We start from the raw sequence: 15,404 nt of genomic DNA, 5'->3' as shown, positions 1-15,404 counted from the left end.
TCGGCAGGATCACGCGGATCGGCACCTAGAATGGAGGGAAACCCCGCACCTGACCCGCCGCGCGCGACGAGCCAGAGGAGATGCCTATGCTCGTGCTCCTGGCGATGTTCGCGGGCGGAGCGCTTCTGCTTCCGGTTCTGGCGAAGTGGCTCGGAGCGCGGGTCTTCTGGGTCGCGGCCCTCTTCCCCCTCGCGGCGCTCGTGCATGCGGTGGTCGTCTCGCCCCGTGTGATCGACGGCCCCATTCCGTTCGAGTCATACACCTGGATCGGGCCGCTCGACGTCGCGCTCTCGATGCGGATGGACACGCTGAGCTGGGTCATGACCCTGGTCGTGACCGGCGTGGGCGCGCTCGTCATGCTCTACTGCCGCGTGTACTTCCGCGGCAAGACGTCGGGTCTGGGGCGCTTCTCGGCGGTGCTCCTCGCCTTCGCGGGGGCGATGTACGGGCTCGTGCTGACCGACGACGCCGTCATGCTCGTCATGTTCTGGGAGATGACGAGCATCCTCTCGTACCTCCTCATCGGGCACTATCACACACGTGCCGCCAGCCGCCGTGCTGCCCTGCAGGCGCTCCTCGTGACGACGCTCGGCGGCCTCGTCATGTTCGTCGGCGTCGTGATCCTCGTCGTGGTCGCGGGCACCACGAGCCTGTCGGGCATCCTCGAGCTCGCGCCGACCGGTCCGCTCGTCGATGTGGCGCTCGTGCTCCTGCTCGTGGGCGCCGTCAGCAAGTCGGCGCTGTTCCCCCTGCATTTCTGGCTTCCCGGTGCGATGGCCGCGCCGACTCCGGTCAGCGCCTACCTCCACGCCGCCGCCATGGTGAAGGCGGGCATCTACCTGCTCGCCCGGTTCGCTCCCGCCTTCGCCGAGAGCGACCCCTGGCGCCCCGTGGTCGTCACGCTCGGCGTCGTGACGATGATCCTCGCCGGCGTCCAGGCGCTGCGCGAGACCGACCTCAAGCGCATCCTCGCCTTCGGCACGGTGAGCCAGCTCGGGTTCATCTCGACGGTGATCGGCTTCGGCGCGCGAGACACCGCGCTCGCGGGCATCGCGCTCCTCCTCTCGCACGCGCTGTTCAAGTCGGCCCTCTTCCTCGTCGTGGGCGTGATCGACCGTCAGCTCTCGACGCGCGACATCGACGAGCTGAGCGGCGTCGGCCGTCAGGCGCCGACGATGGCAGCCCTCTCGATGGTCGCCGTCGCGACGATGGCCGGCCTGCCGCCGACCCTCGGGTTCGTGGCGAAGGAGGCCGCCTTCACGGCGCTCCTCGACGAGGCGCTCGCGGGCGACGTCTGGGGTCTCATCGCCCTCGTCGGCGTGGTGCTCGGATCGGCGCTCACGCTCGCGTACGGCATCCGCTTCGTCTGGGGCGCGTTCTGGACGAAGCGCGACGCGAGCGGCGCGAAGCGGGAGCAGACGCACTGGCCCGATCCGCCGCTCGGGTTCCTCACGTCCCCGCTCATCCTCGCGTCGCTCGCGCTCGCGGGCGGGCTCGTCGCGCCGCTCCTCGACGACGTCCTGTCGGGCTATGCCGACACCGCCCTGGGCGACGGGCACTACCACCTCGCGCTCTGGCACGGTCTCGAGCCCGCGCTCCTGCTGTCGCTGCTGACGATCGTCGCGGGAGCCGGCGTCTTCTGGGTCGCGCGCCGCACCGGCTGGGATGCATCGGGCCGCGTCCTGCGCATCCAGGCGGCCGACGTGTACTACGCGACGACCCGCACGGTCGACCGCCTGTCGGTCGCGGTGACCTCGCTCACGCAGCGCGGGTCGCTGCCCCTGTACGTCGGGACGATCTTCGTCGTGTTCGTCGCCGCGGAGGGGACCGTGCTCCTCGCCGGCCACGAGTGGCGCGTCGCGCTCGACGCGTGGCAGCACCCCGTGCAGCTCGCCGCCGCACCGCTCATGATCGCCGCGGGCATCCTTGCGGTGCGCGCGCGGAAGCGCTACACGGGCGTCGTGCTCGTCTCGGTCACGGGGCTCGGGATGGTCGTGCTCTTCGCGGTCGAGGGCGCTCCCGACCTCGCGCTCACGCAGGTGCTCGTGGAGGCGATCACCCTCATCGCCTTCGCGCTCGTGCTGCGCCGACTGCCGTCTCGGCTCGGAAGCCACAACGACTCGGTGGCCCCCGTGGCGCGCGCCGTCCTCGCGATCGCGGTCGGCATCACGATGGCGGTCGTGGCCGTCCTCGCCTCGAGTGCGCGCATCCACGAGCCGATCTCGACGGCGTGGGGCGAGATGGCCTACGAGATCGGCCACGGCCGGAACATCGTGAACGTCGCCCTCGTCGACCTGCGCGGGTGGGACACGATGGGCGAGCTCTCGGTGCTTGTCCTCGCGGCGACCGGCGTCGCGTCGCTCGTGTTCGTCACGCACCGCTCCGACACGCTGCGCTCGACGACCCGGAAGCTCCCGCGGGCCGCGCGCAAGGCGGGCCGCACGCGCCCGCTCGTGGAGACGACGGATGGGATCCGCACCGAGACGAGCGCCAACCGCGACCGGCCGCGCGCGTGGCTCGTCGGCGGACAGCGGATGAGCCGCGAGGCGCGCTCGATCCTGCTCGAGGTGATCGTGCGCATCCTCTTCCACACGATCATCGTCGTGTCGCTCTATCTGCTCTTCGCAGGCCACAACCTGCCCGGCGGCGGGTTCGCGGGCGGGCTCGTCGCCGGCATGGCGCTCGTCATGCGGTACATCGCCGGCGGGCGATACGAGCTCGGGGTCGCGGCGCCGGGCGACGCCGGCCAGCTGCTGGGCATCGGGATGGTGCTCGCGGTGGGGACCGCGGTCGTGCCGCTGCTGTTCGGGCTCGACCCGCTCACGCGCGGGGTCTGGGAGGCCGATCTGCCGCTCGTCGGCCACGTCGAGTTCGTCACGTCGACGATCTTCGACATCGGCGTCTACCTCGTCGTCATCGGGCTCGTGCTCGACGTCCTGAGGAGCCTCGGCGCCGAGGTGGACCGCCAGCTGCGCACCGAGAAGGATGCCCAGGAGCAGACGGCGGTGACCCGATGACCACCTCGTTCACGCTCATCGCGATCATGGCCGGCCTGTACGCAGCGGGTGTCTACGCGATGCTCGAGCGGAGCCTCACGCGCGTTCTCATCGGCTTCCTGCTCCTCGGCAACGCGACGAACCTCCTGCTGCTGACCGTCATGGGGTACCCCGGGGTCTCGCCGTTCTACGGCGACGACGGGCCGCAGAGCGATCCCCTCCCGCAGGCCCTCATGCTCACGGCGATCGTCATCACCTTCGCCGTGAGCGCATTCCTCCTCGCGCTCATCTACCGGTCGTGGCAGCTCGGCCGGGCCGACACGGTCGAGGACGACGAGGAGGACCTGTCGCTGCGCGAGCGCGCGATCCAGACGGAGGACGTGCTCGAGGTCGAGGAGGAGGACGCGGAGACCGGCGACGAGTCGGTCACGGACTTCGTCGGGGTCGCCGCGTCGCCCATCACGCTCCTGCACGCGGCGGATGCCCCGGGCCTGCAGGATGACGCCCCCGTCGACATACCGGATTCGGAATACAGACGCCGCGCCGATCAGGACGACCGAGGGGAGGAGAGCCCGTGAGCAACCTCGTGCCGCTCCTCGTCGCCATCCCGCTCCTCGGGGCGGCCCTGACCCTCATCTTCGGCCGCCGGCGCCGCCTCCAGGTGACGCTGTCGATCCTCACGCTGAGCGTGACGTTCGTGCTCGCGGTCGTGCTCCTCATCGCGGTCGACCTCGGCACGCCGCTCGCGGTGTCGGTCGCCGGATGGCCGCTGCCGTTCGGCATCGTCCTGTACGTCGACCGGCTCGCGGCCCTTCTCGTCGCCGTGTCGAGCGTCGTGCTCCTCGCCGTCCTCCTCTTCTCGGTCGGCCAGGGCGCGGCGGACGGAGACGACGAGACCCCCGTCTCGATCTTCCACCCGTCGTATCTCATCCTCGCGGCGGGCATCTTCAACGCCTTCATCGCGGGCGACCTCTTCAACCTCTACGTGGGCTTCGAGATCCTGCTCGTCGCGTCGTACGTGCTCATCACGCTCGGCGGCACGAAGGCGCGGATCCGCTCGGGCGTCGTCTACATCGTCGTGTCGCTCGTGTCGTCGATCCTCTTCCTGTCGTCGATCGCCGTGATCTACGGCGCGCTCGGCACCGTGAACATGGCGCAGATCGCCGAGCGGATGGTCGAGCTCCCCTCCGACGTGCAGCTCGTCATCCACGTGCTGCTCGTGCTCGCCTTCGCGATCAAGGCGGCCGTCTTCCCGCTGTCGTTCTGGCTGCCCGACTCGTACCCGACCGCGCCGGCACCGGTCACGGCCGTCTTCGCCGGCCTCCTCACCAAGGTGGGCGTGTACGCGCTCATCCGCACCGAGACGCAGCTCTTCCACGACTCCGACATCAACGCGCTGCTGCTCGTCGTCGCCCTCGCGACGATGCTCGTCGGCATCCTCGGCGCCGTGGCGCAGGCCGAGCTCAAGCGCATCCTCTCTTTCACGCTCGTGAGCCACGTCGGCTACATGATCTTCGGGCTCGCGATCGCGACCGAGGAGGCCGTCGGGGCGACGATCTACTACATGGTCCACCACATCGTGGTGCAGACGACCCTCTTCCTCGCGGTCGGCCTCATCGAGCGCCGCGCGGGGTCGACGTCGATCCTCAAGGTCAAGGGCCTGTTCGCGGCGGCGCCGCTGCTCGCGGCGCTGTACTTCATCCCCGCGCTCAACCTCGGCGGCCTGCCGCCGTTCTCGGGCTTCATCGGCAAGTTCGCCCTCTTCGAGGCGGCCGCCCGCGTGGGCACTCCGCTCATGTACGTCGTCATCGCGGGCGGCATCATCACGTCGCTGCTCACGCTGTACGCCCTCATGCGCGCGTGGAACCTCGCGTTCTGGCGCGAGGAGGAGGACTCGACCGAGACCGAGGCCCGCATCTCGCACCTCTCCGACGCCCCCGCGGCGGGTGTGCAGACCGAGCGCCGGGTCATCCCGCGGATCATGACGACCGCGACGGTCGGGATGGTCGCGGTCACGGTGGGCCTGACGGTCTTCGCGGGCCCGCTCTACGATGTCTGCGAGCGGATCGGCCAGTCGCTGCTCGAGCCGATCTCGCTCGTCCAGCTCGAGGACGTGGAGGGCGGAGCATGAGCCCGGCAGCTCCCCGCACCCTGCTCAGCCGGGTCTGGCGGCAGCTTCCGTTCTTCGTCTGGCTCGTCGTGCTCTGGATGCTGCTCTGGGGCCAGTTCACGGTGCTCGCCGCGGTCACGGGACTCGTCATCGCGCTGTTCGTGACGACCGTGTTCCGCCTGCCGACGGCTGAGCTCTCGGGACGCGTCAACATCTGGTTCGGCGTGGTCTTCGTCGTCGTCTTCCTCGCATCGCTCGTCCGCGGTGCGCTCACCGTGGCGTGGCAGACCCTGACGCCCGGGCAGCCCGGCGCCGCGATCATCCGCGTCCCGCTGCGCATCGACGACGACCTCGTGATGACCCACACCGCGGTCGCGACGTCGCTCATCCCGGGATCGCTCGTCGTCGAGGCCGATCGCGAGAACCGCGTGCTGTATCTGCACGTGATCGGCGTCCGCTCGGCGGCGGATGTCGAGAGCCAGCGTGCATCCGCTCTCCGCTGGGAGGCGCGCGCCGTGCGCGCGGTCGGCTCGCGCGAGGATGTCGCGCTCATCCGGGACGGCGCACCTGCCGTCGAGGACCGCATCGCGCAGGGAGGCGCCCGATGAACCCGCTCGTCATCGCCATCCTCGCGGTCTTCGCGATCGCTGCCGCGCTCACGATCGTGCGGATGGTCGTGGGCCCGTCGATCCTGGATCGCGCGGTCGCGAGCGATGTGCTGCTGAGCATGGTGCTGTGCGTTCTCGGCGCGGAGGCGGTCATCAACCAGCACACGCGCACGCTGCCGATCATGCTCATCATCGCCGCGATCGGCGTCTTCGGCTCGATCGCGGTGGCCCGGTTCGTCGCGCGGAAGGAGCAGGACCGGTGAGCGGCGACGAGATCCTCGACACCACGGCCCTCGTTCTCGTCCTGCTGGGGGCGCTGCTGTGCCTCACGGCCGCGATCGGCCTCCTGCGCTTCCGCGACGTGCCGTCGCGCCTTCACGCCGCGACGAAGCCCCAGGTGCTGGGCCTCCTCCTCATCGCGATCGCGGCCGCGCTGTCGCTGCGGTCATGGGCGGCCGTGGCGATGCTCGTGCCGATCGTCGTCATCCAGATGGCGACCGCGCCGCTCTCGGCGCACATGGTCGGCCGCCAGGCGTACCGGAACAGGACGATCGACGAGGAGAGCCTCTTCGTCGACGAGCTCGCCGCCGACGCCCGTTCGAGCGACGAGCTCGCGAGCCCGCCCCACCCGCGAGACTAGCGCTCGTCGTCGAGGCTAGTGCTCCGTGCGTCGGTCTCGACGACCGGGACTAGTCTCGACGGAACCGGTCTCGGGAAGACGGCCGGGGCTCAGCTGGCGAGCGCGTAGCCGAAGGCCGAGGCGACGCCCGCGTTCGTCACGGAGCCGCCGAACACGTTGAGCCCCTTCGCGAGGGCGGGGTCGGCCTGCGCGGCCGCGTGCCAGCCGCGGTCGGCGATGGCGGCGATGTAGGGCAGCGTCGCGTTCGTCAGAGCCCGCGTCGACGTCTCGGGCACGGCGCCGGGCATGTTCGCGACGCAGTAGAAGAGGCTGTCGTGCACGGGGAACGTCGGGTCGTCGTGCGTCGTCGCGTGCGAGCCCTCGAAGCAACCGCCCTGGTCGATCGCGATGTCGACGAGCAGCGATCCGGGCTTCAACGCGGCGACCATCTCATCGGTGACGAGCTTGGGGGCCGCTGCCCCGGGGATGAGCACCGATCCGATCACGAGGTCGGCGCGCTCGAGCGCCTCCGCGATCGCGTACCGCGTCGAATGCCGCGTCTGCAGGGCTCCGCCGTAGCGGTGCTCGAGCTCGCGCAGGCGCGGCAGGCTCACGTCGATGACGGTGACCTGCGCGCCGAGGCCGAGCGCACTCGCCGCGGCATGCTCGCCCGCGACACCGCCGCCGATGACGACGACCTCGGCGCGCGGGGCGCCGGCGATGCCGCCGAGCAGCATCCCCCGGCCACCCTGCGGTCGAGTGAGGTGATAGGCGCCGACCGCGATCGAGAGGCGTCCGGCGACCTCGCTCATGGGCGTGAGGAGCGGGAGCGACCGGTCGGCGAGCTGCACCGTCTCATACGCGACGGACGTCGTTCCGGCCGCCATGAGCGCGTCGGTCAGCGGCTGGTCGGCGGCGAGGTGGAGGTAGGCGAACAGCGTCAGGTCGTCGCGCAGGTGGCCGTACTCCGAGGCGATCGGCTCCTTGACCTTGACGAGCAGCTCGGCGTCGCCCCACACCGTCTCCGCGTCCGAGACGATGCGGGCGCCCGCGGCGCGGTAGTCGTCATCGGAGAAGTGCGATCCGGCCCCCGCGCCCGCCTGCACGAGCACCTCGTGACCGCGATGGACGAGGGCGTCGGCGCCCGCCGGCGTGAGGGCCACGCGGTTCTCGTTGTTCTTGATCTCGGTGGGGATTCCGATGCGCATGGTGGGGCTCCTGGTCTCCGTCGACGGCGCGCGGCCTCGTGAGCCGCTCTCCTTCGATGCTCGCAGGATCATCGCCCGAGGTCATCCGGTCCCGAAGATCCTTCGGAAAGAGAGCGGATGTCGCTACGCTTTCGTCCATGGATGGCCCCGGACGCGACCCGCGATCGAAGGATGTTCGAACCGAGCGGCTCGACGACCTCGATGCCCGCATCCTCGCCATCCTCGAGCGCGAGGGGCGGATCACGAACGTCGACCTCGCGGCGGCCCTCGACATCGCGCCCTCGACCGCCCACGCCCGCATGCGCTCGCTCGTCGAGCGCGGCGTCATCACCGGCTTCCACGCCAGCGTCGACCAGGAGCGCCTCGGGCGCGGCCTGCAGGCGATGGTCGGCGTCACGCTGCGCCCCGGGTCGCGGCATGACAGCATCGTCGCGTTCGCCGACGAGGTGCGGCGCCTGCCGCAGGTCGTGCAGCTGTTCTTCATCGGCGGCGCCGACGACTTCCTCGTCCACATCGCGGTCGAGCGCGCATCGGACGTCCGGCAGTTCGTCGTCGACCATCTCTCCGCGCAGCCGTCGGTCGCGACCACGCGCACGAGCATCATCTTCGAGTACCACCGCAACGCCGTGGCAGCGCCGTTCCGCTGACTCGCTCGGACGGCCATCCTGTTGCGCTCTGTGTCGCCTGGTTGGCGGGTCGGCGGCGCGTCTGCCTACCGTGGAATCCCTGCACCCGAGGAGCTTCACATGGCATTCCGCATTCGCACTCTGGCACCCCTCGCCGTCGTCGGCCTCCTGGCCGTTGCCGGCTGCGCCTCCGGTGGCGGCGACGCCGCCGAAGAGCCCGCCGCGGAGACCCGCGGAACCGAGGCCGACCCGGTTCAGCTCGGCGTCGTCGGCGCGAGCGAGCCCTACTGGGCCGTCTTCGAGGCGGCGGCCGAGGAGGAGGGCATCTACGTCGACATCGTCGACTTCACCGAGTACACGCAGCCCAACCCTGCGCTCAGCGAGGGCGAGCTGGACATCAACCAGTTCCAGCACATCCTCTACCTCGCCGACTACAACGTCTCGGCCGGAGACGACCTGCAGCCCATCGGCTCGACGGCCATCTACCCGCTCGGCCTCTACTCCGACAAGTACGACAGCGTCGAGGACATCCCCGAGGGCGAGACCGTCATCGTGCCGAACGACACGACGAACCAGGCCCGCGGCCTGCTCGTCCTCCAGTCGGCGGGTCTCATCGAGCTGAAGGATGGCGGCAGCCCCTTCTCGACGCTCGAGGACGTCGTCGAGGACGAGTCGCGCGTGAAGGTCGAGGGCCTGGACGCATCGCTCATCGGCACGTCGCTGCCCGACGTCGCGGCCGCGATCATCAACAACGACTTCCTGGAGAACGCCGGTCTCACCGGCGAGGACGCGATCGCGTCGGACGACCCGTCGGACCCCTCGGCGCTCCCGTACGTCAACATCTTCGCGACGCGCGCCGAGGACGTCGACGACGAGGTGCTGAACAAGCTCGTCGAGATCTACCAGACCAACCAGGACGTGCTCGACGGCGCTCAGGAGAGCGCGAGCGGCACGGCCGAGTTCGTGCAGACGCCCAAGGAGGAGCTCCAGGCGTCGCTCGAGGAGGTCCAGGAGCAGGCGCAGAGCGCCGGCTGACCGACCCCGCCGCGTTACGATACGCGGGTGGCCCGAGGCCGCCCGCGTATCGCGCTTTCCGAGAGCCGAGGAGCCATGCCGCACATCACGATCTCCGATGTCACGAAGAGCTATCCGCCGCAGCGGCGCGGCGACGGACCGGTGGTCGCCGTCGACGGCGTCTCGCTCGAGATCGAGCGGGGCGACGTGTTCGGCATCATCGGCTACTCGGGGGCTGGCAAGTCGACCCTCGTCCGGCTCATCAACGGCCTCGAGCCGGTGGACGGCCGGCTCGATCGACGTCGACGGCACCGACATCACGGCCATCCCCGAGCGCCGGCTGCGCGAGGTGCGGCAGGGCATCGGCATGATCTTCCAGCGCTTCAATCTGCTGCGCTCGCGCACGATCAGCGGCAACGTCGCGTATCCGCTCGAGGTGGCGCGGATGCCCCGGGCCGAGCGCGCGAAGCGGGTCGCGGAGCTTCTCGATTTCGTCGGGCTCGCGGACAAGGCGAATGCGTACCCCGAGCAGCTCTCAGGGGGCCAGCAGCAGCGCGTCGGGATCGCCCGCGCGCTCGCCGCGAACCCGGGCATCCTGCTCGCCGATGAGGCGACGAGCGCCCTCGACCCGGAGACGACCGACGAGGTGCTCGACCTGCTCGCGCGAGTGAACCGCGAGCTCGGCATCACGATCGTCGTCATCACGCACGAGATGGATGTCATCGCGCGGATCGCGAACAAGGTCGCGGTCATGGAGCGCGGTCGGGTGGTCGAATCGGGCCCGACGTATGACGTCTTCACGCGCCCGCAGACGGAGACGGCCAAGCGCTTCGTGCGCACGGTGGTCCGCGCGCTTCCCGACGGGGACGCCCTGGCGGCGCTCCGGACGCAGCACGAGGGCCGCTTCTTCACGATCTCGTTCACGGACGAGGGCGCGTCGGAGGCCCGCGTGTTCGGCGCCCTCGCGCGAGCGGGGGTCGACTTCAACCTCGTGCACGGCGGCGTGGACGACATCCAGGGACGCGTGTACGGCCTCCTGACGATCGCCGTGCGCGGCGACGAGCAGGCCGTGCGCGGCGCTCTCGCCGAGATCGGCGACGGCGTCACGGTGACGGAGGTGGCCGCGTGAACGACATCCTGGAGCAGATCGGAGACATCTTCCCGGAGCTCGTCGAGCAGACCGGCATCATGCTGTGGCTCGTCGCAGCCTCGCTCGTCATCGGCGGGATCGCGGGCCTCGTCCTGGGCACAGCGCTCTTCGTCACGCGTCGCGGTGGCGTGCTCCAGCAGCCCGTCGTCTACTGGGTGCTGAACCTGCTCGTCAACACGTTCCGCCCCATCCCGTTCATCATCTTCCTCGCGGCGCTGCAGCCGCTCGCGCGCTACGTGATCGGGATCGGGATCGGCAACGCCGCGGCGATCTTCGCGATCTCGATCGCCGCGACGTTCGGCCTCGCGCGGATCGTGGAGCAGAACCTCGTCACGATCGACCCGGGTGTCGTGGAAGCGGCCCGCTCGACCGGCGCCGGTCCGTGGCGCATCATCCTCACCGTGATCCTGCCCGAAGGACTCGGCCCCCTCGTGCTGGGCTACACCTTCGCGACGATCGCGATCATCGACATGTCGGCCGTCGCGGGCATGATCGGCGGCACGGGGCTCGGCAACTACGCCATCGCGTACGGGCACCGCCAGAACGACCCTGTTGTGATCGTCAGCGCGCTCGTCGTGATCATCATCGTGACGCAGCTCGTGCAGGCGATCGGCAACGGTCTCGCGCGGCGCATCCTGCGGCGCTGAGGCGGGCCGCCGAAGCGCCGGAGGCCCGCCTCGGAGGTCGTCAGGCTCCGCTGTTGACCATCCACTGCACGCCGAAGCGGTCGGACAGCATGCCGAACCAGTCACCCCACGGCGCCTGCTCGAAGGGAACGACCACGCTGCCGCCGTCGGCCAGCTTCTCGAAGATGCCGCGGAGCTCCTCGGCGTCGCCGTCGAAGATCGTGACCGACAGGTTCGCGCCCTCGTCGCGCGGCATGCCGGTCGGGGTGTCCGAGGCCATGAGCGTGAAGCCGTTCTCGAGCTCGAGCTGGCCGTGCATCACCTTGTCGGCATCGGCCTCATCGAGCTCCGGGCTGGGGTACTCGCTCATCTTCGAGATGTTGAGCGTGCCGCCCAGCACGCTCTGGTAGAACTCGAGCGCCTCCGCGGCGTTGTCGACGAAGCTGATGTAGGGCGAGATCTTGAAGGCCATGGGATGTCCTCTCTCCGCCGGGCCCGCTGCCCGGATCCGAGATGAGGATGGCACGGGGCGCCGACATCCGGAAGGCCGTCTCGTGAACGCATCGCGACGCGACCCGACCTAGGGTGAGCCCATGGACATCCTCGGCATCATCGGCGTGATCGGGATCGGCGTGGCCGGCCTCATCTGGCTGGGCGCGATCATCTACGCCATCGTGAAGACCATCGCCGACCCCGCCATCGGCGGTGTGCTCAAACTGCTGTGGATTATCGTGATCCTGGCGTTCCCGCTCGTGGGGCTCATCATCTGGGTCATCGCGCACGACCGGATCAACGCGAGCATCGGGCGCTGATCCGGTACGACGAAGCGGCCCCTCCGATCGGAGGGGCCGCTTCGTCAGAACGTGGCTCAGTCCGTGCCGGTGTCGAACGCGGCGGACTCGCCCGCGGCGTCGAGTGCCTCGTCGGCCTCCGTGCCGGCCGTGATCTCCTCGGCCTCGCCCTTCTCGAGGGCGCCGATGAGCTCGCCCGTCGTGCCGCCGATGAGGCCGCGCGAGACGTAGCCCTCGAGGCGCGAGCGCGAGTCGGCGATGTCGAGGTTGCGCATGGTGAGCTGGCCGATGCGGTCGGTCGGGCCGAACGCGGCGTCGCCGACGCGCTCCATGGAGAGCTTCTCGGGTGCGTAGGACAGGCCGGGGCCTTCGGTGGCGAGGATCGTGTAGTCCTCGCCGCGGCGCAGGCGCAGGGTGACGGTGCCGGTGATCGTCGAGCCGACCCACTTCTGGATGGACTCGCGCAGCATGAGCGACTGCGGCTCGAGCCAGCGGCCCTCGTACATGAGACGGCCGAGGCGGCGACCCTGCTCGTGGTACGTCGCGAGGGTGTCCTCGTTGAGGATGCCGTTCACGAGGCGCTCGTAGGCGATGAAGAGGAGCGCCATGCCCGGCGCCTCGTAGATGCCGCGCGACTTCGCCTCGATGATGCGGTTCTCGATCTGGTCGCTCATGCCGAGGCCGTGGCGGCCGCCGATGCGGTTGGCCTCGAAGACGAGCGCGACCGGGTCGGAGAACTCGACGCCGTTGAGGGCGACCGGCCGTCCGGCGTCGAACGTGACCGTGACGTCCTCGGTCTCGATCTCGACGGCCGGGTCCCAGAAGCGGACGCCCATGATGGGCTCGACGGTCTCGAGCGAGACGTCGAGCTCCTCGAGGGTCTTCGCCTCGTGCGTGGCGCCCCAGATGTTCGCGTCGGTCGAGTACGCCTTCTCCGCGGAGTCGCGGTAGGGGTAGTCGTGCGCGACGAGCCATTCGCTCATCTCCTTGCGCCCGCCGAGCTCGGAGACGAACTGCGCGTCGAGCCACGGCTTGTAGATGCGCAGGCGCGGGTTGGCGAGCAGACCGTAGCGGTAGAAGCGCTCGATGTCGTTGCCCTTGTAGGTGGACCCGTCGCCCCAGATGTCGACGCCGTCCTCCTTCATCGCGCGCACGAGCAGCGTGCCCGTGACCGCGCGCCCGATGGGCGTCGTGTTGAAGTAGGTGCGACCCGCCGAGCGGATATGGAACGCGCCGCACGCGAGGGCCGACAGACCCTCCTCGACGAGCAGCGGCTTGCAGTCGATGAGGCGCGAGGCCTCCGCGCCGTAGGTCAGGGCGCGGCCGGGGATCGACTCGATGTCGTCCTCATCGGGCTGCCCGAGGTCGCCGGTGTAGGTGAACGGGATGGCGCCCTTGTCGCGCATCCACGCGACCGCGACGGAGGTGTCGAGACCCCCGGAGAAGGCGATGCCGACGCGCTCGCCGACGGGGAGGGATTCCAGGACCTTCGACATGCTCTCCATCCTAGAGCCGCGCGGCTCCCCGCCCGATTCGGCGGCCATCCGGCGCTACGCGATCGGCGTGCGCTCCTCGGGGAGCCGGCCGGCGGCCATCCGCTCGGTCGCCGTGCGCGCTGCGCGCCAGCGCCCCACGCCGATGACGGCCGCGCCGATGACGCCCATGGCCGCGGCGATGCCGACGATGTACAGCGCGACCCCTCCGTATCCGCCCTGGAGATGCGGATCGAGGAACGGATACGGGTACCACCAGGGGTTGCCGGTCGCCGGCCCCGTGATCGCGTTCGCGCGGAGCAGCGTGTACACGGCCCAGACGACGGGGAAGGCGATCACGACGGCCAGCGCGCGCCAGGGCAGGGCGCCGCGTCGCGGGGCGACGAGCACGTCGGCGAGCAGGAAGAGCGGGCCGACGACGTGGAGCACCTCGTTCGCCCACGCGACCGAGGTCGTCGGGTCCTCGATGCCGCGAAGGAGGATGTTGTAGACGACGCCCGTCACGATCATGTACGTCGAGACGCAGGCGAGCAGAAGCGACAGTCCCGCTGGCTCGCGGCGGCCGTCGCGACCGCGGCTCCACGTCCAGATCGCGGCGACCACGAGCAGGATGGCGCTCGAGAGGTTCGACTCGATCGTGAAGTAGCTGAAGAAGTTCGAGATCACGGTCGGCAGGTGAGACGCGTGCGCCTCCGTCTTCGTCAGCGCGTTGCCGACCGTCCGCGAGAACTGCGCAGCGGTCGCCGAGACCAGGGCGATCGCGGTCGCGACGCGCGCGATCTGCCATGCCGTGGTCCAGGCGCGCGAATCTGCGGTCATGCCGCCGAGACTATCCGCCGGGCTGGGCAGGGCGGGAGCACCGCGCGGCTCAGCTCGAGAACGCCTCCGTGAGCGCGGGAGCGTGCGCGAACAGCGCAGGAGCGCCGCCCGTGTGCAGGAACAGCACGTCCTCGTCCTCGGAGTACGCGCCCGAGCGGACGCCGGCGATGAGCGCAGCCGCCGCCTTCCCCGTGTAGACCGGGTCGAGGAGGATGCCCTCGGTGCGCGCGAAGAGCTGGATGGCCTCAGTGCCGCCCTCCGTCAGGACGCCGTAGCCCGGGCCGATGTGCGCCGCGTCGAGCCAGGGCGACTCGGCGGGCTCGCGCCCGAAGAACCCGAGCACCTCGCGCGAGATCCACTCGACGGTGTCGGTCAGGGCGTCGACCTCGGGCGAGACGGCGACGCCGTGGATCCGCGGGCGACCGGCGCCGGGAAGGAGCTCACGGGCCGCGAGGAGGCCCGCATGCGTGCCGCCGCTGCCGTTCGCGAAGACGATCTCGTCGAAGGTGCGGCCGCTGTCGGCGAGCTCCGCGTACGACTCGAGGTACCCGAGGGCGCCGACCGGTGTCGAGCCTCCCGTCGGGATGAGGTAGGGCCGGAGCCCGTCCTGCCGGAGCTGCGCGACGACCGCGTCGGCCGCCGCGATCTCGGGGTGCACGTCATCCGCCGTCTCCTCGACGAGCACGACCTGCGCCCCGAGCGCCCGGTCGAGGAGTACGTTGCCCGAGCCGCGGTACTCGGGCGTCGCGTCGGCGGGCACCCGCAGCACGAGGACGCACTCGAGCCCGGCCTTGGCCGCGGCGGCCGCCGTCTGGCGGGCGTGGTTCGACTGGCCGGCGCCGACCGTGACGAGCACGTCGGCGCGGTGCTGCCGTGCGTCCGCGAGGAGGTACTCGAGCTTGCGCGTCTTGTTGCCGCCCAGGGCGAGACCCGTCAGGTCGTCGCGCTTGACCCAGAGCCGCGGACCGCCGCCCAGCTTGTCGCGCAGCCGGTCGAGCGGCTGCAGGGGCGTCGGCGCGACCGCGAGATCCTCGCGCAGGGTGCGGAGGTCTCGGATGGCCGGATCCGCGACATCGAGGAAGAGCGGGTCGAGGAGCGCATCGGCGGTCATGCCCGTCAGCATAGGCCGCATCGTCAGGGGATTCCGAGCGTTCCCTGCGACCTCATCAGGCTCCGCGCAGGCCGTTCTGAGCCCGCACAGGGGCACCGCCGGGGCGCGGCCTGTTCTCTGGATGCCTGGATGCAGGGTGCATCCGGGGAGGAGGCATCATGGAAGCGATCCTGCAGGCGCTCGTCGCCCTTCCGCTCATCGCGGTCGTCGCGGCCCTTGCGCTGGAGCCGCTC

At 70.4% G+C, this 15,404-nt stretch carries 15 protein-coding genes and 1 pseudogene; 11 read left to right on the top strand and 5 right to left on the bottom strand.

What is annotated here, in order from left to right; genetic code table 11:
* Positions 1–86: 86 nt before the first annotated feature.
* Genes M1D56_RS15875 through mnhG form a run of 6 tightly spaced genes read left to right on the top strand, consistent with a single transcriptional unit; the run spans position 87 to position 6,354 of the window.
* On the top strand, positions 87–3,017 hold the full coding sequence (locus M1D56_RS15875) for a Na+/H+ antiporter subunit A (protein WP_456284180.1): 2,931 nt from the start codon (positions 87–89) through the stop codon (positions 3,015–3,017).
* Positions 3,014–3,574: a Na(+)/H(+) antiporter subunit C gene (locus tag M1D56_RS15870; RefSeq protein WP_271172462.1), complete on the top strand. Its 561-nt coding sequence runs from the start codon at positions 3,014–3,016 to the stop codon at positions 3,572–3,574. Before M1D56_RS15875 ends, M1D56_RS15870 begins: the two co-directional genes overlap by 4 nt.
* Positions 3,571–5,127 (top strand): Na+/H+ antiporter subunit D, encoded by a 1,557-nt coding sequence (locus M1D56_RS15865; protein ID WP_324013406.1) that lies wholly within the window; start codon positions 3,571–3,573, stop codon positions 5,125–5,127. The genes M1D56_RS15870 and M1D56_RS15865 overlap by 4 nt, the downstream gene beginning before the upstream one ends.
* A complete protein-coding gene (locus M1D56_RS15860) occupies positions 5,124–5,714 on the top strand; it encodes a Na+/H+ antiporter subunit E (RefSeq protein ID WP_282978282.1) in 591 nt (196 codons plus the stop codon). Before M1D56_RS15865 ends, M1D56_RS15860 begins: the two co-directional genes overlap by 4 nt.
* Positions 5,711–5,977 carry a monovalent cation/H+ antiporter complex subunit F gene (locus M1D56_RS15855; RefSeq protein ID WP_271172459.1) on the top strand — a complete coding sequence of 89 codons (267 nt, stop codon included), beginning with the start codon at positions 5,711–5,713 and terminating at the stop codon, positions 5,975–5,977. Before M1D56_RS15860 ends, M1D56_RS15855 begins: the two co-directional genes overlap by 4 nt.
* Positions 5,974–6,354 (top strand): monovalent cation/H(+) antiporter subunit G, encoded by a 381-nt coding sequence (gene mnhG, locus M1D56_RS15850; protein ID WP_456284179.1) that lies wholly within the window; start codon positions 5,974–5,976, stop codon positions 6,352–6,354. Before M1D56_RS15855 ends, mnhG begins: the two co-directional genes overlap by 4 nt.
* Before the next feature lie 89 nt (positions 6,355–6,443).
* On the opposite strand, the gene ald is transcribed toward mnhG, so the two are convergent.
* Positions 6,444–7,541 carry an alanine dehydrogenase gene (ald, locus tag M1D56_RS15845; RefSeq protein WP_456284178.1) on the bottom strand — a complete coding sequence of 366 codons (1,098 nt, stop codon included), beginning with the start codon at positions 7,539–7,541 and terminating at the stop codon, positions 6,444–6,446.
* 137 nt (positions 7,542–7,678) lie between these two features.
* On the opposite strand from ald, the gene M1D56_RS15840 reads away from it, so the two are divergent.
* From M1D56_RS15840 to M1D56_RS15825, 4 genes and pseudogenes are all read left to right on the top strand, one after another.
* Positions 7,679–8,188 (top strand): Lrp/AsnC family transcriptional regulator, encoded by a 510-nt coding sequence (locus tag M1D56_RS15840; protein ID WP_456284177.1) that lies wholly within the window; start codon positions 7,679–7,681, stop codon positions 8,186–8,188.
* A 99-nt stretch (positions 8,189–8,287) separates the two neighbouring features.
* Positions 8,288–9,202, top strand: coding sequence for a MetQ/NlpA family ABC transporter substrate-binding protein (locus tag M1D56_RS15835; protein WP_271172451.1), 915 nt, complete (start codon positions 8,288–8,290; stop codon positions 9,200–9,202).
* A 75-nt stretch (positions 9,203–9,277) separates the two neighbouring features.
* A pseudogene (locus tag M1D56_RS15830) lies at positions 9,278–10,310 on the top strand (methionine ABC transporter ATP-binding protein).
* Positions 10,307–10,978: a methionine ABC transporter permease gene (locus M1D56_RS15825; protein WP_455969788.1), complete on the top strand. Its 672-nt coding sequence runs from the start codon at positions 10,307–10,309 to the stop codon at positions 10,976–10,978. Before M1D56_RS15830 ends, M1D56_RS15825 begins: the two are co-directional and overlap by 4 nt.
* Positions 10,979–11,018: 40 nt before the next feature.
* Here the strand turns inward: M1D56_RS15825 and M1D56_RS15820 are convergent, their stop codons facing one another.
* The gene (locus tag M1D56_RS15820) at positions 11,019–11,429 is read right to left on the bottom strand and encodes a VOC family protein (protein ID WP_271172449.1); all 411 of its coding nucleotides are present in this window, start codon (positions 11,427–11,429) and stop codon (positions 11,019–11,021) included.
* 121 nt (positions 11,430–11,550) lie between these two features.
* On the opposite strand from M1D56_RS15820, the gene M1D56_RS15815 reads away from it, so the two are divergent.
* A complete protein-coding gene (locus tag M1D56_RS15815; protein ID WP_271172448.1) occupies positions 11,551–11,769 on the top strand; it encodes a PLDc N-terminal domain-containing protein in 219 nt (72 codons plus the stop codon).
* Between the two features lie 56 nt (positions 11,770–11,825).
* On the opposite strand, the gene argG is transcribed toward M1D56_RS15815, so the two are convergent.
* The 3 genes from argG to M1D56_RS15800 are packed head-to-tail and all read right to left on the bottom strand — an operon-like array spanning position 11,826 to position 15,171.
* A complete protein-coding gene (gene argG, locus M1D56_RS15810) occupies positions 11,826–13,244 on the bottom strand; it encodes an argininosuccinate synthase (RefSeq protein ID WP_271172447.1) in 1,419 nt (472 codons plus the stop codon).
* Positions 13,245–13,298: 54 nt separating this feature from the next.
* A complete protein-coding gene (locus M1D56_RS15805) occupies positions 13,299–14,060 on the bottom strand; it encodes a Pr6Pr family membrane protein (protein ID WP_456284176.1) in 762 nt (253 codons plus the stop codon).
* Between the two features lie 49 nt (positions 14,061–14,109).
* Complete coding sequence (locus M1D56_RS15800; RefSeq protein ID WP_456284175.1) at positions 14,110–15,171, bottom strand: D-cysteine desulfhydrase family protein; 1,062 nt, start codon at positions 15,169–15,171, stop codon at positions 14,110–14,112.
* Positions 15,172–15,404 lie beyond the last annotated feature (233 nt).

This window comes from Microbacterium sp. JZ101, from assembly GCF_053903175.1.
The sequence above is the reverse complement of the archived record's forward strand: the minus strand, read 5'-3'. Positions and strand labels throughout refer to the sequence as shown.